At 61.7% G+C, this 24,072-nt stretch carries 22 protein-coding genes; 10 read left to right on the forward strand and 12 right to left on the reverse strand.

Going from position 1 to position 24,072, the window contains the following annotated elements:
- The first annotated feature begins 262 nt into the window (after window positions 1–262).
- The 3 genes from NA8A_RS10285 (at window position 263) to NA8A_RS10295 (ending at window position 5,364) form a co-directional block, all read left to right on the forward strand.
- Window positions 263–1,438 carry an efflux RND transporter periplasmic adaptor subunit gene (locus NA8A_RS10285; protein WP_009450382.1) on the forward strand — a complete coding sequence of 392 codons (1,176 nt, stop codon included), beginning with the start codon at window positions 263–265 and terminating at the stop codon, window positions 1,436–1,438.
- Window positions 1,435–4,560 carry an efflux RND transporter permease subunit gene (locus NA8A_RS10290; protein ID WP_009450383.1) on the forward strand — a complete coding sequence of 1,042 codons (3,126 nt, stop codon included), beginning with the start codon at window positions 1,435–1,437 and terminating at the stop codon, window positions 4,558–4,560. The genes NA8A_RS10285 and NA8A_RS10290 overlap by 4 nt, the downstream gene beginning before the upstream one ends.
- Before the next feature lie 318 nt (window positions 4,561–4,878).
- On the forward strand, window positions 4,879–5,364 hold the full coding sequence (locus tag NA8A_RS10295) for a MaoC family dehydratase (RefSeq protein WP_009450384.1): 486 nt from the start codon (window positions 4,879–4,881) through the stop codon (window positions 5,362–5,364).
- Between the two features lie 82 nt (window positions 5,365–5,446).
- Here NA8A_RS10295 and NA8A_RS10300 read toward each other — a convergent pair whose 3' ends face one another.
- A complete protein-coding gene (locus NA8A_RS10300; protein ID WP_009450385.1) occupies window positions 5,447–6,475 on the reverse strand; it encodes a DUF2156 domain-containing protein in 1,029 nt (342 codons plus the stop codon).
- Between the two features lie 133 nt (window positions 6,476–6,608).
- Between NA8A_RS10300 and NA8A_RS10305 the strand changes: the two genes are divergently transcribed.
- The 3 genes from NA8A_RS10305 to NA8A_RS10315 all read left to right on the forward strand — a co-directional run bounded on the left by NA8A_RS10305 (window position 6,609) and on the right by NA8A_RS10315 (window position 9,464).
- Window positions 6,609–7,292, forward strand: coding sequence for a helix-turn-helix transcriptional regulator (locus tag NA8A_RS10305; protein ID WP_009450386.1), 684 nt, complete (start codon window positions 6,609–6,611; stop codon window positions 7,290–7,292).
- A gap of 33 nt (window positions 7,293–7,325) precedes the next feature.
- The gene (locus tag NA8A_RS10310; RefSeq protein ID WP_009450387.1) at window positions 7,326–8,750 is read left to right on the forward strand and encodes an MFS transporter; all 1,425 of its coding nucleotides are present in this window, start codon (window positions 7,326–7,328) and stop codon (window positions 8,748–8,750) included.
- A 78-nt stretch (window positions 8,751–8,828) separates the two neighbouring features.
- Window positions 8,829–9,464, forward strand: a complete 636-nt coding sequence (locus NA8A_RS10315) for a LysE family translocator (RefSeq protein ID WP_040672395.1) — start codon at window positions 8,829–8,831, stop codon at window positions 9,462–9,464.
- Between the two features lie 9 nt (window positions 9,465–9,473).
- On the opposite strand, the gene NA8A_RS10320 is transcribed toward NA8A_RS10315, so the two are convergent.
- The 5 genes from NA8A_RS10320 to NA8A_RS10340 all read right to left on the reverse strand — a co-directional run bounded on the left by NA8A_RS10320 (window position 9,474) and on the right by NA8A_RS10340 (window position 15,033).
- Window positions 9,474–9,752, reverse strand: a complete 279-nt coding sequence (locus NA8A_RS10320) for a hypothetical protein (RefSeq protein WP_051017992.1) — start codon at window positions 9,750–9,752, stop codon at window positions 9,474–9,476.
- A gap of 47 nt (window positions 9,753–9,799) precedes the next feature.
- Complete coding sequence (locus tag NA8A_RS10325; RefSeq protein ID WP_009450390.1) at window positions 9,800–10,342, reverse strand: sarcosine oxidase subunit gamma; 543 nt, start codon at window positions 10,340–10,342, stop codon at window positions 9,800–9,802.
- Window positions 10,335–13,316, reverse strand: a complete 2,982-nt coding sequence (locus NA8A_RS10330; RefSeq protein ID WP_009450391.1) for a sarcosine oxidase subunit alpha — start codon at window positions 13,314–13,316, stop codon at window positions 10,335–10,337. The genes NA8A_RS10325 and NA8A_RS10330 overlap by 8 nt, the downstream gene beginning before the upstream one ends.
- A 55-nt stretch (window positions 13,317–13,371) precedes the next feature.
- Window positions 13,372–13,665, reverse strand: coding sequence for a sarcosine oxidase subunit delta (locus NA8A_RS10335; protein ID WP_009450392.1), 294 nt, complete (start codon window positions 13,663–13,665; stop codon window positions 13,372–13,374).
- 114 nt (window positions 13,666–13,779) lie between these two features.
- Window positions 13,780–15,033, reverse strand: coding sequence for a sarcosine oxidase subunit beta (locus NA8A_RS10340; RefSeq protein WP_009450394.1), 1,254 nt, complete (start codon window positions 15,031–15,033; stop codon window positions 13,780–13,782).
- Window positions 15,034–15,240: 207 nt separating this feature from the next.
- Between NA8A_RS10340 and NA8A_RS10345 the strand changes: the two genes are divergently transcribed.
- From NA8A_RS10345 to NA8A_RS10360, 4 genes are all read left to right on the forward strand, one after another.
- Complete coding sequence (locus NA8A_RS10345; protein ID WP_009450395.1) at window positions 15,241–15,999, forward strand: SDR family oxidoreductase; 759 nt, start codon at window positions 15,241–15,243, stop codon at window positions 15,997–15,999.
- A gap of 185 nt (window positions 16,000–16,184) precedes the next feature.
- On the forward strand, window positions 16,185–16,412 hold the full coding sequence (gene rpsU / locus NA8A_RS10350; RefSeq protein ID WP_009450397.1) for a 30S ribosomal protein S21: 228 nt from the start codon (window positions 16,185–16,187) through the stop codon (window positions 16,410–16,412).
- A gap of 128 nt (window positions 16,413–16,540) precedes the next feature.
- On the forward strand, window positions 16,541–17,401 hold the full coding sequence (locus NA8A_RS10355; protein WP_040672337.1) for a tetratricopeptide repeat protein: 861 nt from the start codon (window positions 16,541–16,543) through the stop codon (window positions 17,399–17,401).
- 162 nt (window positions 17,402–17,563) lie between these two features.
- Window positions 17,564–18,043: a DUF992 domain-containing protein gene (locus NA8A_RS10360; protein ID WP_009450399.1), complete on the forward strand. Its 480-nt coding sequence runs from the start codon at window positions 17,564–17,566 to the stop codon at window positions 18,041–18,043.
- A 109-nt stretch (window positions 18,044–18,152) separates the two neighbouring features.
- Here the strand turns inward: NA8A_RS10360 and NA8A_RS10365 are convergent, their stop codons facing one another.
- The 6 genes from NA8A_RS10365 to NA8A_RS10390 form a co-directional block, all read right to left on the reverse strand.
- Window positions 18,153–19,550 carry an NAD(P)(+) transhydrogenase (Re/Si-specific) subunit beta gene (locus NA8A_RS10365; RefSeq protein ID WP_009450400.1) on the reverse strand — a complete coding sequence of 466 codons (1,398 nt, stop codon included), beginning with the start codon at window positions 19,548–19,550 and terminating at the stop codon, window positions 18,153–18,155.
- A 1-nt stretch (window position 19,551) separates the two neighbouring features.
- The gene (locus tag NA8A_RS10370) at window positions 19,552–19,977 is read right to left on the reverse strand and encodes an NAD(P) transhydrogenase subunit alpha part 2 (protein ID WP_009756452.1); all 426 of its coding nucleotides are present in this window, start codon (window positions 19,975–19,977) and stop codon (window positions 19,552–19,554) included.
- Window positions 19,977–21,305: a Re/Si-specific NAD(P)(+) transhydrogenase subunit alpha gene (locus NA8A_RS10375; protein ID WP_040672340.1), complete on the reverse strand. Its 1,329-nt coding sequence runs from the start codon at window positions 21,303–21,305 to the stop codon at window positions 19,977–19,979. Before NA8A_RS10375 ends, NA8A_RS10370 begins: the two co-directional genes overlap by 1 nt.
- 77 nt (window positions 21,306–21,382) lie before the next feature.
- Window positions 21,383–21,610, reverse strand: a complete 228-nt coding sequence (locus tag NA8A_RS10380) for an aa3-type cytochrome c oxidase subunit IV (protein WP_040672342.1) — start codon at window positions 21,608–21,610, stop codon at window positions 21,383–21,385.
- Between the two features lie 193 nt (window positions 21,611–21,803).
- Entirely contained in the window at window positions 21,804–22,637 is an 834-nt protein-coding gene (locus tag NA8A_RS10385) for an ABC transporter ATP-binding protein (protein ID WP_009756455.1), read from the reverse strand.
- Window positions 22,638–22,707: 70 nt separating this feature from the next.
- A complete protein-coding gene (locus tag NA8A_RS10390; RefSeq protein WP_009756456.1) occupies window positions 22,708–24,027 on the reverse strand; it encodes an ABC transporter substrate-binding protein in 1,320 nt (439 codons plus the stop codon).
- Window positions 24,028–24,072: the final 45 nt, after the last annotated feature.

Genomic DNA, 24,072 nt, shown 5'->3' on the forward strand with positions numbered 1-24,072 from the left:
CTCGGAGCAAAATCACCGGGCAGAGCGGCCGGAAACGACGCGGCTCGCATTCACCGGACACGACATCGCCCCATATCCCAGGCGCTTCACTTTGGCGTGGCCCCATGCACGCAAGGGCTTTCCGGCGCAGGACCTTACGATAATTTAATACTAGAGCAGATGAAAACACCGGGCGAAGCTGTCATAAAGATCATGACCTGAAACGTCCGACATACCGGCGAACAGGTACGCCCACAGCCATTGACCGACAGCCGGAGCGTATATGTCTTTCTGGAAGCAGGCGATCATCGCCTTGATCATACTCGCCGCGGCGGCATGCGCCTGGCTGTGGTTCTTTCCTGCCGGACAAGCGGTTCTTGCCCGCGCCGGCATTGTTAAGGAGCCGGCGGCAACCGCACAGAATGCCGCAACTGGCGGTGGCCAGCGCGGCGGCGGAAGGGGTGGTGCATCGTCCGGCCCCGTGGTCACACAGCCGGTAACCCTTGCCACCATCAATGATCGCCTGACTGCCATCGGCACAGGGCGGGCCCTGCGCTCCGTTTCGGTCAATCCGCTTGCCTCGGGCACTTTGACGGAAATCGTGGTCACCTCGGGCAGCGAGGTGAAGGCCGGGGACCTGATCGCAAAACTCGATTCCGATTCCGAGGAGATTGCGCTCGACCGGGCCGTCGTCGCCCTAGACGATGCCAATGCGACCCTGGAAAGGGTCAAGACGCTGCGCTCCTCCAACACGGTGAGCGTCGTTCAGCAAAACGAGGCCGAATTGGCTTTGCGCAATGCCGAGCTCGCCCGACGGGAGGCTCAACTGGCTCTCGAACGCCGTTCCATCGTGGCCCCCATCGACGGTCGCGTCGGCATCCTGCCCATCTCCGCCGGCAGCTATGTCACCACCAGCACCGAGATCGCCACCATAGACGACCGTTCGCGCATTCTGGTCGACTTCTGGATTCCCGAGCGCTATGCCGACCAGATTGAGATCGGCGCACCCTTTACCGCGACCTCGGTTGCCCGCGCTTCCTCCATTCACAAAGGCACGGTCAGCGCGCTCGACAATCGGATCGACCCTGACAGCCGCACATTGCGCGTCGAAGGACAGATCGAAAATCCCGACGACCGTTTGCGCGCCGGAATGGCCTTCAGCATCGACATGCGGTTTCCCGGTGAGACCTTTCCCTCGGTCGATCCCCTGTCCATCCAATGGAGTGCCGATGGCCCCTATGTCTGGATCGTCGAGGGCGGTGTCGCACGGCAGAAACCGGTTCACATCATCCAGCGCAACGCCGATAGCGTCCTTGTCGACGCCGAGTTCCCCACCGGCACCGAGGTGGTCACCCAGGGCATCCACAATGTTCGCGAAGGCGCTCCCGTCAGGGCAGCAGGCGCACCCGCGACATCGAGCGACGCCCGCGTCGTGAAGGTGGAAGGAACGGCCTCTTGACGAACTCCGTGAAAAACGCCGAAGCCGGCCTGACAGCGCTTTTCGTTCGCCGCCCCGTTCTTGCCTTCGTGTTCAACACGCTGATTGCCGTGGCGGGCCTCGCCGCGCTGTTCGGCATCGAAGTGCGCGAGCTTCCCGATGTGGATCGGCCGGTCATCACCATCTCGACCGACTTCACCGGCGCCGCCGCCGAGACGATGGACCGGGAGGTGACAGCGCCCATCGAAGGCGCAATCGCACGCGTCTCCGGCGTCTCGGCCATTTCCTCCACCTCATCCTTCGGGCGCAGCCGCGTCACGGTGGAGTTTTCCGAGGATGTCGATCTTGACACAGCGGCCTCCGATCTGCGCGACGCCGTGAGCCGCATTCAGAATAATCTGCCCGACGATGCCGATGCTCCGCGCATCGTGAAGGCAGATAGCAATGCGCAGGCCGTCATGCGGCTGGCGCTGACCTCGGACCGCATGTCGATCCAGGACATGACCGTGCTGGTCGATGAGGAAATCACCGATGCGCTCGCAGCCGTTCCCGGGGTCGCGGATGTTCAGGTCTATGGCGACCGCGCCAAGATTTTCCGGGTCGACATCGACCAGACCAAGCTCTCCAGCCTCGGCCTGAACGTGGCCGATGTCACACAGGCCCTCTCCTCCGTCGCCTTCGACACGCCGGCAGGCTCCCTGACGAGCAGCACGCAGGACCTCACCGTGCGGGCCACTGCGGCCGTCACGACACCCGCCGAGTTCGAGGCGATCTACCTCAAGAACCATGTGCGCCTCGGCGATGTGGCGACAGTAACGCTCGGCCCGGATATCGGCGAGAGCCAGCTTCGCTCCAACGGTCGCAACGGCATCGGCCTCGGCATCCTGCGCCAGGCCCAGTCGAACACGCTCGACATCTCGACCGGCGTGCGCAAGGCCGTGGAGGAAATCCGCCAGAACCTGCCCGAGGGCATGGATATCGAGGTCACGAGCGACGATGCCACCTTCATCAACGGCGCCATCCATGAGGTGGAGATAGCACTTGGTATCTCGGTGACCGTCGTTCTCCTTGTCATCTACATGTTCCTCGGCGACTTCCGCGCCACCCTCATTCCAGGTCTTGCCATTCCGGTGGCCCTGATCGGAACACTCGCCGCCATCTACCTGACGGGCTTTTCCATCAACATTCTCACCCTCTTGGCGCTCGTGCTCGCAACGGGCCTCGTGGTGGACGACGCCATCGTGGTGTTGGAAAATATCGTGCGCCGACGTAATCAGGGCATGGGCGCGCGCGCCGCCGCAGTGCTTGGCACACAGGAAGTGTTCTTCGCCGTGATCGCCACCACGGCAACGCTCGTTGCCGTCTTCGTCCCGATTTCCTTCCTGCCCGGACAGGCCGGCGGCCTGTTCAAGGAGTTCGGCTTCGTCCTGGCGATCTCCGTCTTTCTGTCTTCCCTCGTTGCCCTTTCGCTGTGTCCCATGCTCGCCTCCCGCATGCTGACGGCCCATGGAGGCGAAGAGCCCCACCGCAGCCACGGGGTTCTGGGCACGATCGGCAGTTTTTTTGCCGGCATCTACAAGCGCATGCTGCACGCCTGCCTCGATGCCCCCGCCATCGTCATCCTGGTGTCCGTGCTGTTCGCCGGTGCGGCATTCGCTTTGTTCGGCACCATCAAGTCGGAGGTCACCCCCACCGAGGACCGCTCGATTGCCTTCATGCGCATCAGCGCGCCGCAGGGTGTGAGCCTCGACTATTTTGCAGACCAGATGCGCCGCATTGAGGAACTGATCGAACCCATGCGCGAAAGCGGCGAGGTGCTCAGCACCTTCTCCATCGCCGGCCAGGGCGCGGTGAACAGCGGCTTCCTCGTGCTGCGCCTTGCCCCATGGGAGGAGCGCACCCGCAGCCAGCAGGAGATTGTGGCCGAACTGTCGCAGCGAACGAGCACGCTGCCGGGCGTGCGCGCCTTTGTGTTCCAGCCCAACAGCCTTGGCATTCGCGGCGCGGGCAACGGCCTTCAGTTCGCCGTCGCCGGAAACAACTATGCAACGTTGAACGATATTGCCGCCAGGATCGTGGCCGAGATGGAAAAGGACAGCCATTTCCGGCAGGCCCGCCTTTCGAGCGACACCACGCAACCCCAACTCGCCATCGCCATCAACCGCGAGCGCGCCTTTGACCTGGGCATCGGCATTGACGGTCTGGGCAATGCGATCCAGGCCATGCTCGACGGCCGCAAGGTCGGCTCTGTCTTCATCGACGACCGCAGCGTGGACGTGAAGCTGCTTTCCACAACCGACCCGGTGAACGATCCGACGGATCTTGAGAACATCTTCATTCGCGCCGGCGACGGGCGCTTTGTGCCGCTGTCATCCATCGCAACGCTCAAGGAGCAGGCAGTGCCGCCCTCGCTGTCGCGCGAACAGCAGCTGCGTTCCGTCGCCATCAGCTCCGCGCTCGCCCCCGGTGTGGCGCTGAGCGAGGCCTATGCACGAGCCCAGGAGATCGCGACGCCGCTGCTTGCGCCCGGGACGCGCATCATACCGCTCGCAGAAGCTGCGACACTGGGCGAAACCGCCAACTCCATGATGACGATCTTCGGCTTCGCCGTGGTGATCATCCTTCTTGTGCTTGCCGCCCAGTTCGAGAGCTTCGTTAGCGCTCTCATAATCATGGCGACGGTGCCTCTTGGCCTGGCCTGCGCGATCTTCGCCATGATCGCCACGGGCACCAGCCTGAACGTGTACAGCCAGATCGGCCTCGTGCTTCTTGTGGGCATCATGGCCAAGAACGGCATCCTGATCGTTGAATTTGCCAACCAGCTGCGCGACCGGGGCCTTGGCGTGCGCGAGGCCATCGAGCAGGCTTCACTCATCCGGTTGCGCCCCGTCGCCATGACCATGATCTGCACCGTGGTGGGCGGCGTGCCGCTGGTTCTGGCAAGCGGTGCGGGTGCGGAAGCGCGCATCGCGCTCGGCTGGATCATCGTCGGGGGCCTCGGGCTCGCCACCCTGTCGACGTTGTTTCTCACCCCCGTCGCCTATTTGCTTCTCGGCCGTTTCATGACGCCGAAAGCCGAAGAGGAGGCACGGCTGGAACGCGAGCTCGATCATGCGGCAGGCATGGAAGCAAAGCCGGAATAGACGAGAGCACAGAGCCTTCTCCAGAGCATTTTGCAGTCAGGTGGAATCACATGACGTCTGCATAAATGCAGAGAAACAAGAAGATAGATCGGTTCTGAGTTTCCGTGAAACGATGAACCGATCTAGGGAACCCAAGAAGGCTCCATCTTTTTGTCTTTCCGCACTTATGCGCACGTCAGCTGGCTGCAAGGCGCGTTAAAGAGAACAATTATCATCTGATAAGCGCGCAATGGGTGACAATGCGCGCTCAAGACGGTATCTCTGCCCGGCGCATCTTGGGGAATTGCCCCTGCCTAACACGCTGCAGCACGGAGTATCATGGTGAGTGCCGGGACGATCAGCATTGAAAAGGCGACCGAGCTCGTTGGCGAGGAAGTCGGCGTCTCAAAGTGGCGCGTCGTCTCGCAGGAAATGATCGATCAGTTTGCCGCGGCGACGGACGATCATCAGTTCATACACACCGATCCCGAGCGCGCTGCGCGCGAAACCCCCTATGGGGGCACGATCGCCCACGGTTTTCTCTCCCTCTCGCTTCTTTCCACCATGGTGTTCGAAGCGGTTCCGCTGCTTGAGGGCACCAGCATGGGCGTCAATTTCGGTTTCGAGCGAATCCGGTTTCTCGCACCGGTTCGTTGCGGCGCGCGCATCCGTGCGCGCTTCGTGCTCGCTGCATTGAATGTCCGCCCCTCGGGCATCGTGGAAGTGAATTACGACGTCAGCGTCGAGATCGAGAATTCACTCAAACCTGCCCTGACTGCTCAATGGCTGACCCTTGCCATGCCGGATCGCTCGCGCGACGGCTGAAGCTCACGCCAGTGCGCGAGCGATGCGAAGGATTGGACCATTCGGGCATCGATCTGGCTCGACAGCGTCTTCGTGAAACGCCCTAAACAATCCCGCAGGCTCTCACCAGCTTCAGAAGCCGCGGCAGCGATGGAGCTGTGTTCATCGCACACCATGTCTCCCTTTGCGTCCCGCCATAGCTCTCCTTGTGCCGGGCAAGCGACTGCGTCGGATAGACGAAGCGCTGGGCAAGCGGGTTGGTATAGATGAACCGAAAGGCCCGCCGTGTCAGCCAGTCCTTGCGGAACTCCTTGTCCTCGATGCGATGAAAGGGCATCAGCCCGAAATAGAGACGGGCAACCCCTTCTGCCTGGAAAGCCTCGATCGCCCTGCGCACGAGAAAATAGGCCGATAAGGGGTCGGCGTCGGGAAGCCAGCGGCGCGTTGCCGAGAGATATCCGACCAGCCTGCCATTTTCATAAAGAGGGTCGAAAAAGGCGAAAGCGATGGGTTTGTCGTGTTCGTCCACGATAAAGAACTTGCGCACCCCCTCCTCATCGGCAAGCTTTACCGGTCGCACGAGAAAGGCGAGTTCCCGGCGCTTGGTTGTGCGCGTCCTGCGCCATCCGACCGAGATTGCCTCAATTTCCGCCGGGTCGAATGCCGAAACCGGGCGCTCCACCACCCGGCACCCCAGGCGGGCAAAACGATTGGCGGCCGTGCGAAAACTGCGCCGCTGCGGCCCTTCGAAATCATAACCTGCAAGGTCAATGAAGCTTTCGACCCCAAGCGCGTTCACCGCAAAATCACGCGAGGCAAGCAGCTCGGCCATAGGCCGCGAAACCTGCCAGAAGGTCACGTCGCGCTTTTTCTCCACAAAGGAATCGAGAAGCGCCGGCCAATGGTCACGGGGCGCAAGCGGATCGGCAAGCGCATAGGCCGTCTTGCCGACCATCGTGTAGGCTATAAAGCCTCGCGCATCGCCAAAACGGCGAAGGCGTGGCTGATAAGCCACCGAATAGGCGAGAACGAAATTTCCGAAATTTTCGAGCAAGGCACTACGCTCGGAAGCGGCAATCACACCGCCTTCGGCAAAACCTTCATCGATAGGCGCACGCATCAGATAGGTCACGGCGATGAATCAATTCCTTGCGCCCCCGCATTCGAGGGATGACATGACCGCACCCGCCTGGCAAGGCATCGATTGACATTAAAGAAACCATATGGTTATTTAATCTCGATTTTGAGATTCACCGGTTTTAAGCATGGACGCGAAAACACCCTCCCCCAGCGCTGAGCCACAGGGCGCTGTCGGCCCTGAAACGGCCGATGAACGCCTGCTTTTCTGCCTGAAAACCAAAGGCGCGATGACAGCCCAGCGCCTCGCCTATTCCCTGGGGATTTCATCCGTGGCCGTGCGCAAGCAGCTGTCCCGTCTCGACGAGGCAGGCCTGGTCCAGTTCCAGGAAGAAATCCGCGGCCCGGGCCGACCGGAGCGCATATGGCGGCTTTCCGCCAAGGGGCACGGCCGCTTTCCCGATACGCACTCCCAGCTCACCCTCGAACTTATATCCTCGATCCGCAATATCTTCGGCGAAGAAGGCCTCAACCGCCTGATCGGCCAGCGCGAAAAGATCATGGAAACCTCCTATGGCAAGGCGCTGGCGCTTCAGGACGATCTGGAAGGCCGGGTCGCTGCGCTTGCTGCGTTGCGCGCCAGCGAGGGGTACATGGCCGAGATCGAAAAACTCGAAGATGGTGCCTTTCTACTGATCGAGAACCATTGCCCGATCTGCGCCGCCGCGCGCGCCTGCCAGGGCTTTTGCCGCTCTGAGCTCAATATTTTCCGCATGGTGCTGGGACCGCAAACGCAAGTGACCCGCACCGACCATATCCTTGCGGGCGCGCGCCGTTGCGCATACCGCATAGAAGCAGCACGGTCGGCCTGACGCCACAGGCGCCCCGCCCAAAGAGGTTCCAAAATGAATGAAACGAACACCGACGCCCGGCTCGGCAATGCCGGCTGGGCGGATATCCTGAAAACAGGCCAACTTGGTCAGTTTGCGCTTTTGAGCCTCGGCATCTGGCTGCATGCCGCCGACACGCTTTTGGTTGCCACCGCCATGCCCGCAGCGGTAGCAGAGATCGGCGGCGACCGGCTGGTAAGCTGGACATTGTCGCTTTACCTGCTGGGGTCGATCCTGTCGGGTGCTGCAGCCTCGCTGGTGGCAGCAAGCATGGGGTTGCGGCGCGCTTTCGTGCTCTCCGCGCTTGTCTACACGCTCGGCTGCGTGATCAGTGCGCTCGCCCCCGACATGATCTGGATGCTTGCCGGCCGCTTCGCCCAGGGCGTCGGCGGCGGCCTGTTGGTGGCCCTCACCTATGTGGCGATCCAGCGGCTCTTCCCCAAGGATATGTGGCCTCGTCTGCTCGCACTGATGTCGGCCATCTGGGGAGCTTCAGCCTTCTGCGGTCCCCTCATCGGCGGTCTCTTCGCCGATCTAGGCCTGTGGCGCTGGGGGTTTTGGGTCTTTGCCATCCAGGCGGTGCTTTTGGCGGTTCTCGTGCCTGCTTTCATGCGCCCCACCGGACGCGCGACCGTTTCGGGGCAGCGCTTCCCCATCGTCCGGCTGGCTCTCCTGTCGCTTGCTGTACTTTGTGTCGCCACTGCCGGCATCTATGTCGCGCCGCAGACGTCGGTGCCCCTGGTCGCCGCCGGAGCCCTTTTCTTCTATTTGTTTCTGCGCCGCGACGGCAGCCGCGCCAACGAGCGCATGTTCCCCTCCCACCCCTTCGACATCCGCACCGTCCTTGGCGCTGGCTTCATCGCCAATCTGGCGCTTGGCACGGCGGCCATGTCCTTCACCGTCTATGGTCCGTTTCTTCTCAACCGTATACATGACGTCTCCGCCCTGACGGCCGGTTACATCATCGCGGCAGAATCGGTCGCCTGGAGCTTTGCCGCCGTCGCCTTTGCCGGTGTCGGTCCGGTCGGCGAAAAGATGGTGATCCGCGCCGGCTCCGCCCTCATCGTCATCACCGTCGCCTGCATGGGCCCGGCCATGGCCATCGGCCCCGTCTGGGCCGTTCTTGTCCTGTCCATACTGCAAGGAACCGGCTTCGGTCTGTTCTGGGGGTTCCTGATTCGCCGCGTGGTAGCCTCCGCCCCCGAAGCGGAGCGCGACAGCGCCTCATCGGCAATGCCCACCACCCAGCAGATCGCCTTCGCCCTAGGTGCCGCGCTTTCAGGAATTGTGGCCAATATCGCGGGATTTGCCGAGACCAGCAGCCCCGAGGTCATGAAAAACGTCGCCCTCTGGTCGTTCGCAAGCTTCATCCCGTCGGCACTCCTCGGCGCTGCGGCAGCGTGGCGCGTGTCGAGCGCAGCGACCGCAAAGGTTTCGTAATAGCGAAACCTGCTCCTGACGGAATGCCGTCAGGAGCCGGGCTTTATGGTGCAGCATCTCAATATGCGGAACGCCATCGTGACCTACAGCGAAAACCTCTGGATTTTCTTCACCCTGCTCTTCGGAATCATCATCGTGCCGGGAATGGACATGGCCCTGGTGCTGGCCAATTCCCTCTCGAACGGGCGCTCCTCGGGCCTGGCCGCAACAGCTGGCGTCATGACAGGAGGGCTCCTTCACTCACTCTATGCGGCGCTGGGTGTTGGTGCCCTGCTGCACTTCTTTCCCGCACTCTTCAACATTCTGCTCATAGCCGGCGCCGTATATGTGGCCTGGATCGGTTACGCGCTCCTGCGCAGCTCGATCGTCATGAAGGATGCGGGTGCGGCCAGCGCAACCTCGCTGACGCGGGTCTTCGGCCAGGGCATTGTAACCTGCCTGCTCAACCCGAAGGCCTATCTCTTCATGCTTGCGATCTATCCGCAATTCGTGAAACCGGAATATGGTTCTGTCTGGATGCAGGCTCTGGTCATGGCCGCCATGATTGCGGCTGTACAAGCCGGTATCTATGGCTCATTGGCGCTTTTCGCCGGCCGCTCGCGTTACTGGCTGCAGAACAATCCGGGCATGACCGTCATCATCGGACGCAGTGCCGGGCTGTTGCTCATCGCAATTGCGGCACTCACCCTCTTTCGTGCTTTCTTCCAGGGATGAGATCGTCGCTCAACCCTTTTCCCTGTCGCTCTTTCGGCCGGGCGCACCTGCATGACTGGAGGAGGTGACGGAAACCGGATCGCTGGCGGGAAAAGTATCCTCCAGCCCTTCTTCCAGTTCCTCTTCCTCGTCCGCGGTCTTTGCAGCCTTCTTCGACGCGAACTCGTCCGGTGCGCCGGTGCGCGTGGTGCGCGTCACCGATACCGGATCACTGGCGGGGAATGTCCCCTCCAGCCCTTCCTCAAGGGCTTCTTCCTTGGACTTGGATGTTTTTGGGTCGGATTGCATGACGGAATTCCTTTTGAGGAGAACGTCGCGACCGCCGGACGGTTCCTTCACACATCACGAGCGGCCGCCTCCAGCAACATGAAAACATAGTCCGCGAACGAGCGCCAGCATTCCACCCGGAATGCATCCCGAGCCGTCCGCCACAAAACGGCCTCCGCTTTCCCGAGAACCGTGCGCGAGGCCGCTCCCACTGGAAACGCAGCAAGCGAAAGATCCTGCGGGCAACCGGCATTGAGCACATCGGCGCAACGCGGCCCCGACACGATCAGCCCCGTGTTGCGGTGCGAGATATCAACGGCGGCATGAAACGCCTTCACACGAGCGCAGGCAGCCGCAAGCGCTGCACCGCTTCCTTCGATCACCAGCCATTCATCCGGCCCGAGCCACAGGGCCGCGCGGCTTCCGACTGTCGCGCTGCTCTTAGGGTTCGTGGGAAGTTCCAGTCCCAGCGCCTTCGAAAGCGAAGCCAGCGATTTTTCAGGAGCGCGCAACGAAAGGCGCGATGCAGGCGCAGCAGGCATCACCGTCACCCCCTCACCTTCCACCATGCGGCCTTCCAGAATTTCATCGCGCGGGAGCATGTCAGCCATGAAGCCGCCCTCCTTCCTCGTCAAAGAAGACGGGCCGGCAAACCTCCACATTCACCGCACCGTCAGGCATCGGCACGAAGAGCCGCTCGCCAATGCGGCTTGCACCATCCTTGAGGAGCGCCAGCGCGATGGACCGCCCGCAATTCTCCGACCAATAGGCCGACGTCACATGCCCGATCATGGTCATGGGCACTGGCTCGTTCGGATCGGCCACGATCTGCGCCCCCTCCTCGAGCACGGTCCGTGGGTCGATGGTCTTCAGACCCACCAGCTGCTTGCGACCGCCGGCTGCGAGATCGGAGCGCATCAGGCCGCGCATGCCGACAAAATCAGTCTTGTTCTTGCCTATCGCCCAGGCGAGCCCCACGTCATGCGGCGTCACCGTACCATCGGTATCCTGGCCGACGATGATATAACCCTTCTCGGCGCGCAGCACGTGCATTGCCTCCGTGCCATAGGCGCAAGCACCCGTTTTCTGTGCTTCGGCAAAGATTTCCTCCCAGACTGCGCGTCCGAAATCTGCTGGCACATTGATCTCGAAGCCACGCTCGCCCGTGAACGACATCCGGAATATCCGGGCCGGCACCCCGCAGACCTTGCCCTCGCGGACCGACATATGCGGCATCGTCGCATCGGAAAGATCGACACCTTCGACCAAGGGCGCGATGATGTCGCGGCTCTTCGGCCCCTGCACGGCGATGACGGCCCATTGCTCGGTTGTCGAGGTGAGATAGACCCGCATTTGCGGGAATTCCGTCTGGAGGTAATCCTCCATGTGATGCAGCACGCGAGGCGCGCCGCCCGTGGTCGTCGTGACATGGAACCGGTCCTCGGCCAGCCGTCCGACCACCCCGTCATCGAAAATGAAACCGTCCTCGCGCAGCATGACGCCATATCGGCACCGCCCCACGGCGAGCTTCGACCACGGGTTGGTGTAGATCATCTCCAGAAAGGCGGCCGCATCCGGCCCCGTCACCTCGATCTTGCCAAGCGTGGAAGCGTCAAAAACGCCGGCGCTTTCGCGCACCGTGCGGCACTCGCGCGCCACCGCGCCATGCATGTCCTCGCCATCCTGCGGGAAATAGCGCGCGCGTTTCCATTGCCCCACATCTTCGAAGACCGCGCCCTGCATCTTGGCCCAGTCGTGGATCGGCGTGCGTCGTACCGGCTCGAACAAAGCACCGCGCGCATGCCCCGCCAGCGCGCCGAAAGTGACCGGCGTGTAGGGTGCTCGAAAGGTCGTGAGCCCCACTTCCGGGATCGGCTTTCGCAATATGCCGGCGGCAATGGCAAGCCCGTGCATGTTGGAGGTCTTGCCCTGGTCCGTCGCCATGCCGGTGGTGGTGAAGCGTTTTACATGCTCGATGGAACGCATGCCCTCGCGCACAGCCTGCGCGATGTCCTTCGCGGTAACGTCGTTCTGGAAGTCGACGAATGCCTTGGCGAAAGCGCCGGTGCCCGCATCCTCGGCCGGGCCGAGCGTCCCCTCCGACCAGGAAGCCCCCTCTGTAACCATCGGGACCGGTTTGCGCCGGCGCTTGCCGCTTGCCGCAGCCCCTGCACGAAATCCCTGCTCCACGGCTTCGGCAAGGCTGAGCGCGCCCGCGCATGCCCCTGCGGAAATACAGTCCTGCGGCCCCTCACCCGGCAGGAAGCGCTGGCTGTCGGCATCGAACACAAGCTTGCCGCGCGATTGCGAAAAGAGATGAACGGAGGGCGTCCAGCCCGAAGAGGTCAGGAGCGCATCGCAGGCAATGTCGCGAATGGCCGTTCCGCCGATACGCCGTGCCTTCAATGAAGAGATCCGCAGGCGCCCACTGGTGCCCGTAACCGCGTGACCCGTCAGGCATTCGATGCCGAGCGCAGTCGCCCGCTCGACAAAGTCCTCCGGCGGAGAAGGGCGGCTGTCGACGATTGCCGAAACATCGATCCCCGCGCCTTTCAGATCGAAGGCGGCCTGCCAGGCGCTGTCTTCTGCCGTATACACCCCGACACGGCGGCCGACGGCAACGCCATAATGATTGAGGTAGCACCGGGCGGCGGACGCCAGCATCACACCCGGCCGGTCGTTTCCGGGAAACACCATTGGCCGCTCGATTGCGCCTGTGGCGAGAACCACCCGCGCCGCCCGCACCTGCCAAAGGCGCTCGCGGGGCATGTCGGTTGGCGGTTCGGCCAGATGATCCGTACGCCGCTCGGAAAGCGCGACCATGTTCTGCGCGTAATAACCGAAAGCGGTGGTGCGTGTGAGAATGCGCACATTGGCGCGTTGCGCCAGTGTCTCCGTTGCCTCCTTTGCCCATTCCCAGGCGGATTTTCCGTCGACCAGCGCCGTCTTCTCGCCACGCAGCGCGCCTCCCGTCTCCGCCTGCTCGTCGGCCAGAATAACGCTCGCGCCTGCATCGCTTGCGGCAAGTGCTGCGGCAAGGCCGGCAGCGCCCCCGCCGACCACGAGCACATCGCAATGGGCGAAACGGTTCGAATAGCAGTCTGCATCTGCCCGGTCAGGCGCAACCCCAAGCCCCGCCGCACGACGGATAAAGGGTTCGTAAAACCGCTCCCACGCCGCTTTCGGCCACATGAAGGTCTTGTAGTAGAAACCTGCTGAGAAAAACGGCGAGGCAAGATCATTCACCGCTCCAACGTCGAAGGCGAGCGACGGCCACCGGTTCTGCGATATGGCGACAAGCCCGTCATAGACCTCCTGAACGGTCGCGCGGACATTGGGGGTCTGGCGCGACCGGTCACGCCTTATGCCCACCAGCGCATTGGGCTCTTCCGCCCCCGCCGAAACGATGCCGCGCGGGCGGTGATATTTGAACGAGCGCCCGACCAGATGCACACCGTTCGCCAGAAGGGCGGAGGCAAGCGTGTCTCCCTCGATGCCGCGATAGGATTGCCCGTCGAAGCTGAAGCGAACGCCCCGGGCGCCCTCGATGCGCCCTGCGCCTCTGATGCGGAAAGCTTCTGCCATCAGCGAACTCCCGCCTTGAAGGATCGGCGCAGGCCAGAGGGGGTATTCCACACCATCATACCCGGCCTCCCTCAATATCCGCCGGCGCCTTGTCGCCTGCCTTGTAGGTCACCAGGAACCTGTCGGACACCGTGTCGCGCGCCGCGTTGAAGAAGCGTCCGCAACCATGAATATGCCGCCAGCGCTCAAACACGATCCCCTTGGGATTGGCACGCAGGAACAGAAAGGCTTCGAAATCCTCATCGCCCACATCGGCGCCGACAGGCCGTGCCACATGCGCTTCACCGGCATGGCGAAATTCCAGCTCGGGCCGGGCCTCGCCGCAATAGGGGCAGTGGATCAAAAGCATGCTCGCCCTTTCCATAGTATTTTGCAGTCAGGTGTTTACACCTGACGTCCGCATAAATGCGGAAAAACAGATGGATAGAGCGTCCTTTGTACATCCGAATGGACACATGGCGCTCTAATGCGCAACGGCAGCCGCCGCTGCCTCATCGATCAGCCGACCGCTGCGAAACCGCTCAAGCGTGAACGGCGCATTGATCGGGTGCGGTTCGTCGCGCGCAATGGTGTGGGCAAAGACATGGGCCGAACCCGGCGTTGCCTTGAAGCCGCCGGTTCCCCATCCACAATTCACGTAGAGCCCCGGTACGGGCGTGCGTGCCAGGATCGGCGAACGGTCGGGCGTCACATCCACTATGCCGCCCCAGGACCGCAGCATCTTCATACGCGTGAACATGGGAAACATCTCACAGATCGCATCGAGCGTGTGCTGAATGACATGCAACCCACCCGTCTGCGAATAGGAGGTGTACTGGTCGGTGCCGGCCCCGATCACCAGCTCCCCCTTGTCCGATTGCGAGATATAGGCATGGACGGTGTTGGACATGACCACACAGGGAAAGACAGGCTTGACCGGCTCCGATACCAGCGCCTGCAACGGGTAGGATTCGAGCGGCATCCGCACCCCGGCCATCTGCATCAGCACGGATGTATGACCGGCGGCGACGACGCCGACCTTCTTCGCGTGAATTGTGCCGCGCGAGGTTTCGACACCGGTCACGGCGCCGTCCGCACCGCGCAGGATACCTGTCACCTCGCAATTCTGGATGATATCGATCCCGCGCGCCGAAGCCGCCCGCGCATAGCCCCAGGCAACCGCATCGTGCCGCGCCGTGCCGCCGCGCCTTTGCAGCGCGGCCCCAACGACCGGATAGCGCGCGGCGCGCGAAATATTGAGCGGCGGGCAATAGGCCTTCGCCTCTTCGGGCGTCAGCCATTCATTGTCGATACCGTTCAGGCGGTTGGCATGAATATGCCGCTTGAAAACCTGCACGTCGTGCACGTTGTGCGCCAGCATCATCACGCCGCGCGGGCTGTACATGACGTTGTAATTGAGATCCTGCGACAGCCCTTCCCAGAGCTTCAGCGCGTGCTCGTAGATGCCAGCACTTTCATCATAAAGGTAGTTCGAGCGAATGATGGTGGTGTTGCGCCCCGTATTGCCGCCGCCGAGCCATCCCTTCTCAAGCACCGCCACATTGGTAATGCCGTGCTCTTTGGCAAGGTAATAGGCCGTGCCCAACCCGTGCCCGCCCGCACCGACGATGATGACGTCATAGCTCTTTTTCGGCTCTGGCGAGGACCATTGTTCCGGCCATCCCCTGTGGCCTCTCATTGCCTCCCGCGCGATGGCGAAAACGGAATATCTGCGCATGAACCTTCCCGAAGACAGAACCCTGTGCAGCCGACACCGGCACCGAAGCCTAACCGATCGATCCGCAAATCAAAATCGATTTTCGACCGTTCCCATATGCGCTTTCGCGCCTTCTCAGCCTTGTCCTGTTTCGGGTGGTTGATAGCCCACGCTTCTGAAAATTTGCCGCAGCACAAACGATCCCAGAAACAGACAAGGGCAATCAATATGTTTTCACTCATCGGCAAGATCGCAATCGTGACCGGAGCAAGTTCGGGGATAGGTCGGGCCTCGGCCAAGCTGTTTGCAGCACAAGGGGCCAGGCTGGTCGTCACGGCCCGTCGCCTGGCCGTCCTGGAAGAACTGGTACAGGAAATTACCGCGGACGGCGGCGAAGCCGTCGCTCTTGCCGGAGACATCCGGGACGAAGCCCACAACGAAGCGCTCGTCGCTATGGCGGAAAGCCATTTTGGAGGCCTCGACATCGGGTTCAACAATGCGGGTCTCGTGGGCCCGCTGATGCCTCTTGAGAAAATATCGGCCACCGATTGGAACATGGTCCTGGAGACGAACCTGACCTCTGCTTTTTTTGCCGCACGCCATCAGATTCCCGCACTACGCCGCCGGGGGAGCGGCTCGCTCATCTTCACGTCGAGCTTCGTCGGTCACACCGCAGGCATGCCCGGAATGGCTGCCTATGCCGCCACCAAGGCAGGGCTTGTCGGAATGATGCAAGCGCTCGCAGCCGAACTCGGGCCTGAGGGCATACGCGTCAATGCACTCCTGCCCGGGGGAACGGACACCCCTGCCGCCACCTTCAGCACGCCGGAAGAACGCGCATTCATAGAGAACTTCCACGCCCTCAAGCGCATCGCCCGGCCTGACGAAATCGCCAATGCAGCACTTTACCTTGCATCCGATGCATCCAGCTTCACCACGGGCATCGCGCTTCTGGCCGATGGCGGCGTCTCCATCAACAAGACATAAGCCAGCCGGCGCACGGAATCTCGCCTCCGTGCGCCGATATTCGCCCGTTTTGCCTAGACAAAGCCCGCAGGCTCTGTTATGAGCCGCCGCTATTCGTGGTAAGAAATTGCTGCGGAAACCTTTGCCGATGCGCAAAGGAAGATGAATTCAACAGTATTGAGACCAACCTTCGACAGGAAGCCCACGTGCAGGTACTCGTCCGCGACAACAATGTTGACCAGGCGCTCCGCGCGCTCAAGAAGAAGATGCAGCGCGAAGGCATTTTTCGTGAGATGAAGATGCGTGGGCACTATGAGAAGCCCTCCGAAAAGCGCGCCCGCGAAAAGGCAGAGGCCGTGCGCCGCGCCCGCAAGCTGGCTCGCAAGCGCGCCCAGCGCGAAGGTCTCGTCGGCGGTCGTCCGGCAGCGCGCTGACCTGCGCCCATCTTTCGACGATTTCCGTCTATACTCAACGCGGCGTGATCGACTGATCGCGCCGCGTTTTGGCGTATCCGGCATTTTCAGCTAAAGGGGCATCAATGGCTTGGTTTGGTGATAAGGCTATGGCATTAGAAGCAATGACTTCGATCCAGACTTCGCCATCCCTTCGTTTCCGACGCGGCCTTGCGGCCTGCGCGCTCCTTGCTCTGGTGCCGCTTGCAGCCTGTCAGTCCAACAGCCCTGCGACGGATTTGAGCCGCATCGACACAGCCCAGGGTTCAGCCGAAAACATCGCTTCGCTGAGCGCCGTCATTCAGCGCACGCCGAACGAGCCGGAAGCCTACAACATGCGCGGCAGCGCCTATGGCCGGGCCGGACGCTATGCCGATGCGCTCAAGGATTTCGACAAGGCGATAGCGCTCAACCCGCGCTCACACAACGCCTATGCGAACCGCGCGCTGATCTATCGCTATATGGGACAGAACGACAAGGCGCTGGCCGACTACAATCAGGCGATCGCGCTCAACTCCAGCTACGACACCGCCTATATCGGCCGCGCGGAGATTTATCGCCTCTCCGGACGCAGCAGCGAGGCGCTGGCCGATCTGGAACGCGCCATCCAGCTCGATACGACAGACCCCCGCGCCTATTACCGCCGTGGCCTGCTTTACCAGGCGAGCGGCCAGCATCAATACGCCATTGAGGACTTCGCTACGGCCATCTCCCTGGCTCCTGAAGCGCCCTATGGCTATAATGGGCGCGGCCTTTCCTACCTCGCCCAGGGCGATGAGGAGAACGCCTTCTCCGATTTTAACACCGCCATTCGCCTCGACGGAAACATAGCGGAGAGCTGGGCAAACCAGGCCCTCGTCTATGAGAAACGCGGCGACAAGGCAAAGGCCGCAAAGTCCTATTCGCGCGCCCTCCAGCTGGACCCGGACTACGGTCCGGCCCGTGACGGCCTGGCACGCACCCGCGTCTGACGGCTTTCCGTCCGATACCTCAGGCTCCGAGAACCTTCGGGGCCGGTTGAATTCGTTTAGTCATCTTCAAGCCATAGCAAGACGCAGGCGGGTTCTTCAGAAAATTCTGGAACCTTGATGGAGCTCGGGGGTTATTGGCCCGAACCAAAAAGGAGTTCGGAAATGAAGAAAGCCATCCTTCTCGCCACCATGCTCGCCGCTTCCGCAGCAAGCCCCGCCTTCGCGGTGGAGCGTGTTGAGGTGGGCGTCCTCGATTGCGTGATCGAGGGCGGCGCCGGCGTGGTGATCGCTTCCTCAAAGGAACTGGCCTGCACCTTCAAGCCGGCTGATGACAGCCGCCCGCCGGAGACCTATGTCGGCGTGGTCAATAAATTCGGCCTTGATGTCGGCGTCACCGACCCCGCGGTGATGCAGTGGGCTGTGCTTGCTCCGACAGTCGACGCCTATGCGCCGGGCGCTTTGGCAGGCGATTTCATCGGCGCCAGTGCCGAAGCTTCCGCCGGAGCGGGCGCCGGGGCAAATCTTCTCGTCAGCAAGGCGAGTGACAGCCTCATGCTGCAGCCCGTAAGTGTGCAGGCTCAGACCGGCATCAACGTGGCGCTCGGCGTTACCGAATTCAGGCTGCGCTCGACGGCTCCCTGACCGTCGAACAGCAGGAAACTGACCTCCCTCCACGAAAAAGCCCGGCCTGGAGCCGGGCTTTTTTGTCTGAAGCGTTTGCGGAGCCCGGTGCGCCCAGACTCCGAGCCGATCAGTGGTCCATCGCCTTGACGATTTCCTCGGTCATCTTCTTGGCATCACCAAGCAGCATCATCGTGCCGTCCTTGTAGAACAGCGTGTTGTCGATGCCGGCATAGCCGGAGCCGAGCGAGCGCTTGACGAACAGGCAGGTGCGCGCCTTGTCCACGTCGAGGATCGGCATGCCGTAGATCGGAGAAGACTTGTCGTCGCGCGCCGAAGGATTGGTCACGTCATTGGCGCCGATCACATAGGCAACGTCGGCCTGAGCGAATTCGGAATTGATATCCTCAAGCTCGAACACTTCGTCGTAAGGCACCTGCGCCTCGGCGAGAAGCACGTTCATGTGGCCAGGCATGCGGCCCGCGACCGGATGGATCGCGTATTTCACCTCGACGCCGGCTTCCTTCAGCTTGTCGGCCATCTCGCGCAGCGCATGCTGCGCCTGGGCGACGGCCATGCCATAGCCCGGCACGATAATGACCTTCTGTGCGTTCATCATCAGATAGGCTGCATCGTCCGCCGAGCCCTGCTTGACGGTCCGCTCGATGCCATCGTCCGTCGCCGCTGCCGTCTCGCCGCCAAAGCCGCCGAGAATGACCGAGATGAAGGAGCGGTTCATGCCCTTGCACATGATGTAGGACAGGATGGCGCCCGAGGAGCCGACCAGAGCACCGGTGATGATGAGCGCCAGGTTGCCGAGCGTGAAGCCGATACCGGCTGCCGCCCAACCCGAATAGGAGTTCAGCATCGACACGACGACGGGCATGTCCGCACCGCCGATGGGCACGATGATGAGCACACCCAGCACCAGCGAGAGAAGCACGATCAGCCAGAAGATCGTGTGGCTCTGGGTTGTTACCAGAAGCACGATCAGCACCACGAGACCGATGGCAAGGCCGGCATTGACCACATGACGCATCGGCAGAAGGATCGGCTTGCCGGACATGCGGCCATCGAGCTTGAGAAACGCGATGACGGAACCGGTAAAGGTAATCGCGCCAATGGCCACGCCGAGCGACATCTCGACCAGCGCCTGCGCATGGATATCGCCGACAACGCCGATGCCGAAGCTCTCGGGCGCGTAAAGTGCTGCAGCCGCCACCATGACCGCCGCCAGGCCGACCAGCGAGTGGAAGGCGGCAACGAGCTGCGGCATGGCCGTCATGGCGATGCGCTTGGCAATGACCGCGCCTGCGCCGCCGCCAATGGCGAGGCCCGCCAGGATCAGCACGAAACCGTTGAACGACGGCGTCGCGTAGATCAGCGTGGTAACGATGGCGATGGCCATGCCGACCATGCCGTACAGATTGCCCTTACGGCTGGTGGTCGGGTGCGAAAGCCCCCGCAGCGCCATGATGAACAGGACGCCGGAAACGAGGTAGAGGAAGGATGCAAGATTGGCGCTCACGTCACTTGTCCTTCTTCTTGTACATGGCAAGCATGCGGCTGGTGACGAGGAAGCCGCCGAAGATGTTCACGGAGGCCAGCACCAGGGCGATGAAGCCAAAGCCGGTTGCAAGTCCCGATGCGGAAATGCCGACTGCCAGCAGCGCACCCACCACGATAACCGAGGAAATCGCGTTGGTGACGGACATCAGCGGCGTGTGCAGCGCAGGCGTCACCGACCACACCACGTAATAGCCGACAAAGATCGCAAGAACGAAAATCGCGAGGCGGAAGACGAAGGGGTCGATCGCACCGCCTGAAGCTCCATGCGCCAGGGCGCCGGCAGCGTCGGCGACTTCAGCCGCCTGCACGTTTTCAATGGCGGCGCGTACGCTCGCCACGGCGCTGTCGAGCTGGTCGAGCGCCTTTTCCATTACGGTTGGTTCCATCAGGATTCTCCCCCGGATTCGGATGCCGCCGGCTTGGCTTCAGAACTCTTGGAACTGGCGCTCGCAGCGGCCGGCTTCTTGGCAGCAGCAGCCGTCTTGGCCGCAGGCTTGCTTGTTGCCGGTTTCTTCGGCGCCGGCTTTTTTGCAGCCGGTTTTTTCGGCGCAGATTTCGCAGTCGCTGCCTTGGCCGCCGGCTTTGCGCTGTCAACGAAGTTCGGATGCACCACCTTTCCCTCATGGGTCAGCATGGTCGCCTTCACCAGCTCGTCATCCATATTGATGGCAAGCACCTTCTTCTCCTTGTCGACCATGGTCTCAAGGAAGGTGTAGAGGTTCTTGGCATAAAGCAGCGAGGCCGAAGCGGCGACGCGGCCCGGCACATTCAGGTGCCCGACGATCTTCACGCCATTTGCGGTCGTAACGACCTCACCGGCCTTCGCGCCTTCAACATTGCCGCCCCGCTCGACTGCCAGATCGATGATAACCGAGCCCGGCTTCATCGACTTGACCATGTCGGCGCTAACCAGCTTGGGTGCCGGACGACCGGGAATGAGCGCGGTGGTGATGACGATGTCCTGCTTGGCGATGTGATCGGCCACGAGAGCTGCCTGAGCCTTCTTCTCGTCATCCGTCAGTTCGCGGGCATAACCGCCTTCGCCGGAAGCATCCTTCAGCGCCTCGGTCATGATGAACTTTGCGCCAAGCGACTGAACCTGCTCGCCGGCTGCCGCACGAACGTCCGTCGCCGTCACGACAGCGCCGAGGCGACGAGCGGTTGCGATTGCCTGCAGACCCGCAACACCAGCGCCCATGACGAATACCTTGGCGGCGGGCACCGTGCCTGCCGCAGTCATCATCATCGGCAGCGCGCGGTCGAACTCCGCAGCCGCATCGATCACCGCCCGGTAACCGGCAAGGTTTGCCTGCGAAGACAGGATATCCATGGACTGCGCGCGGGTGATGCGCGGCATGAATTCCATGGCAAAGGCCGTGACGCCCGCATCGGCCATGGCAGCGACATCGCCCTCATTGCCGTAAGGATCCATCGTGGCAATGACGAGTGTGCCTTTTTTATAGGTTTTCAGCTCGGCTGCCGTAGGGCGGCGCAGCTTCAAGACGACATCAGCCTTGCCGGCATCGGCCGTTTTGCCGATTTTCGCGCCGGCTTTCTCGAATTCGCTGTCCACGATGCGCGAACGCGTGCCTGCTCCCGCTTCGACGACGACATCGAAGCCAAGACCCGCGAGCCGTTTGACCGTATCGGGAGAAGCGGCGACGCGCCCTTCCGTTACGTCAATTTCCTTAGGCACAAATATGCATTGTCCCACCGCGTTATCCTTTCGGTTGGATATTCCTCCCCCCGTTCCGGCATTCGCTGGAACGGCATCAAGCCGTGGGCGCGCCTCTAGCGCAGAAGCCAGGCGCCCACCGCCGAAATGAGAATGAAAAGAATGGTGCTGGAGATGAACCCGGCCGAAGTGAAGAAGCCGAAAGCCATGGCAATCAGAATGGCGATACTCAACAGGCTCACGTATTTCGTAAGGCCCAGGAAGAGGTTGTAGGTACGCTCGTGTTCGGCGTAATCCATCTCCGCGCCCGTTTCGGCCGGACCGGCCGGCAAGTTCTCAGCCATCGCAAAAACCCCATGGGAATGAAACTGGTGTTGGGGAATAGCGAAAAGATGACGCAAGAGCAATGGCAGGAGAGCCTGTTTTGCATGGCTTTCCTGCGATTTGGTCGCTTGGCCGCACCTTTTCCGGCCAAAAATGTAAGCGCTTACAAGGCTTAGGCGACCAACGCTGTGCAAATGATCTGCGGCTGAAAAATCACGACAGCCAGCGCTTGCGCCTCTTGTAGTGCTTCACATTGCGGAAGGAGCGGCGTCCCTCACCGCCGACACCGAGATAGAATTCCTTCACATCCTCGTTCTCGCGAAGCGCGCTCGCCTCGCCATCGAGCACAATACGACCGGATTCCAGAATGTATCCATATTTGGCGTAACGCAGGGCAACATTGGTGTTCTGTTCGGCAAGCAGGAAGGAAACGCCCTGCTCCTCGTTGAGCTTTCGCACGATCTCGAAGATTTCTTCGACAAGCTGCGGCGCCAGCCCCATGGAGGGTTCGTCCAGGAGGATCATTTTCGGACGCGACATCAGGGCCCTGCCGATAGCCGTCATCTGTTGCTCGCCGCCGGATGTGTAGCCCGCCTGCGAATTGCGCCGCACCTTGAGGCGCGGAAAATAATTATAGACCATCTCCAGGTCGTCTCGGATCGCCGCCTGCCCGTCACGCCTTGTAAAGGCACCGGTCAGCAGATTGTCCTCCACCGAAAGATGGCCGAAGCAGTGCCGCCCTTCCATCACCTGGATGCAGCCCCGCCGAACCAGATCGTTGGGCGAGAGGTTCTGGACCTCCGCTCCCTCGAAAACGATAGAGCCCTTCGTCACCTCCCCGCGCTCGGCATGAAGCAGGTTTGAGATCGCCTTCAGGGTCGTGGTCTTGCCGGCACCATTGGCCCCCAGCAGCGCCGTGATGCCGCCTCGCGGGACAGACAGGGAAACGCCCTTGAGAACCAGAATGACCCGGTCATAGATCACCTCGATATTGTTGACCTCAAGGATCGCTTCGGCGGGAGCGGGGGCCGGTGCGGCAGCAGTCATGGTCGAACCTCAGCCTTTTCGTGACGAAAACCCCGCCGCCCCCCGCCAGTGGGAGGGGCGGCGGAAAATCCTACATCTTGCACTCTTCGTTGACGGGCCAGGGAGCGTTGGCGTCGGCATATTCCTTGGCCTTTTCAAGCTCCAGCGGTTCGATCTCAGCCCGGTCGGGCTGCAGGAGATCGGAAGCCTTCACGAATTTCGCCCCATCCCATTCCAGTATCCAGCCGCCGCCATGACCCGTATGGTTGGAGCAGGAGGTGCTGAAGGGAACGAGCATGCCATCTGCACCCAGTTCCTTGAGACGCGCCTCATCGAGCTTGATGTTCTCCAGGCCCCAGCGCAATTGCTCGGGATTGGGAGCACGCACGTCGAAATGATCCTGCGCCACCTTGATGCCTTCCACGAGCATCAGCGAGATCATCAGGCCACGCTGATAGAAGACGGAATCGAATTCGCCCTCGCCCTGGTTGATCTGCGACTTGCCGGCATCGACCACATATTTCTTGATGTCCTGCATCAGGCCCGATTCCGAATTGGGCACGCTCCAGGAGATGGAACGGTAGCCCTTGCCGGCATCGCCGACGAGCTTCATGTCGCCGTCATGCCCGGACCACCATACGCCGACAAACTGGTTCATCGGATATTTGGTCTTCACGGCCTCGGTGATCGCGCCGGCATTCATGGCCCCCCAGCCCCACATGATCACGAAATCCGGCCGCTCGCGGCGGATTTGCAACCACTGCGCGGACTGGTTCTGCATCTCCGTCAACCCGACGGGAATCGGCACCAGCGTGAAACCATGCTTCTTGGCCATGGCCTCCAGAAGCGGCAGCGGCTCCTTGCCGAATGGGTGATCGAGGTGCAGGAAGGCGATCTTCTTGCCCTTGAGGCTGGCGAGATCGCCGCCGGAGATGTTCTGAAGGATCATCGATGCGCCATCCCAGTAGGAAGACGGCGGATTATAGGCCCACTGGAACACCTTTCCGTCCGACATGGGCGAGAAGCCATAGCCCGCTGCCAGGATCGGAATCTTGTCGACATTGGACTTCGGCAGAACCTGCAACGTGATGCCGGTGGACCATGGCTGCGTGACCACGGCCCGCGCCTTGGTCTTCTCGTAGCATTCCATGCCCTTTTCGGTGTTGTAGCCGGTCTCGCACTCGTCATATTGCAGCTTGACGCCGTTGAGGCCGCCATCACGCTCATTGAGCATCATGATGTAATCGCGCTGACCGTTCATCAGCGGCGTTCCGGTCGAGGCGAATGGCCCGGTACGATAGGCGAGGTTTGGAATGTAGATGCTGTCGTCCTGCGCGGCCACCGGCCCGGCGAGCCCAACGCCGAGCGCAAGAGCCGACGAAAGGATCGCAGTCTTGAACAATGCCTTCATGCTGTTTCCTCCACTTGTCCTGTTCTCCGAATGGATGGGGCGAAC

The sequence above is a fragment of the Nitratireductor indicus C115 genome (assembly GCF_000300515.1).
Taxonomy (GTDB): domain Bacteria; phylum Pseudomonadota; class Alphaproteobacteria; order Rhizobiales; family Rhizobiaceae; genus Nitratireductor; species Nitratireductor indicus.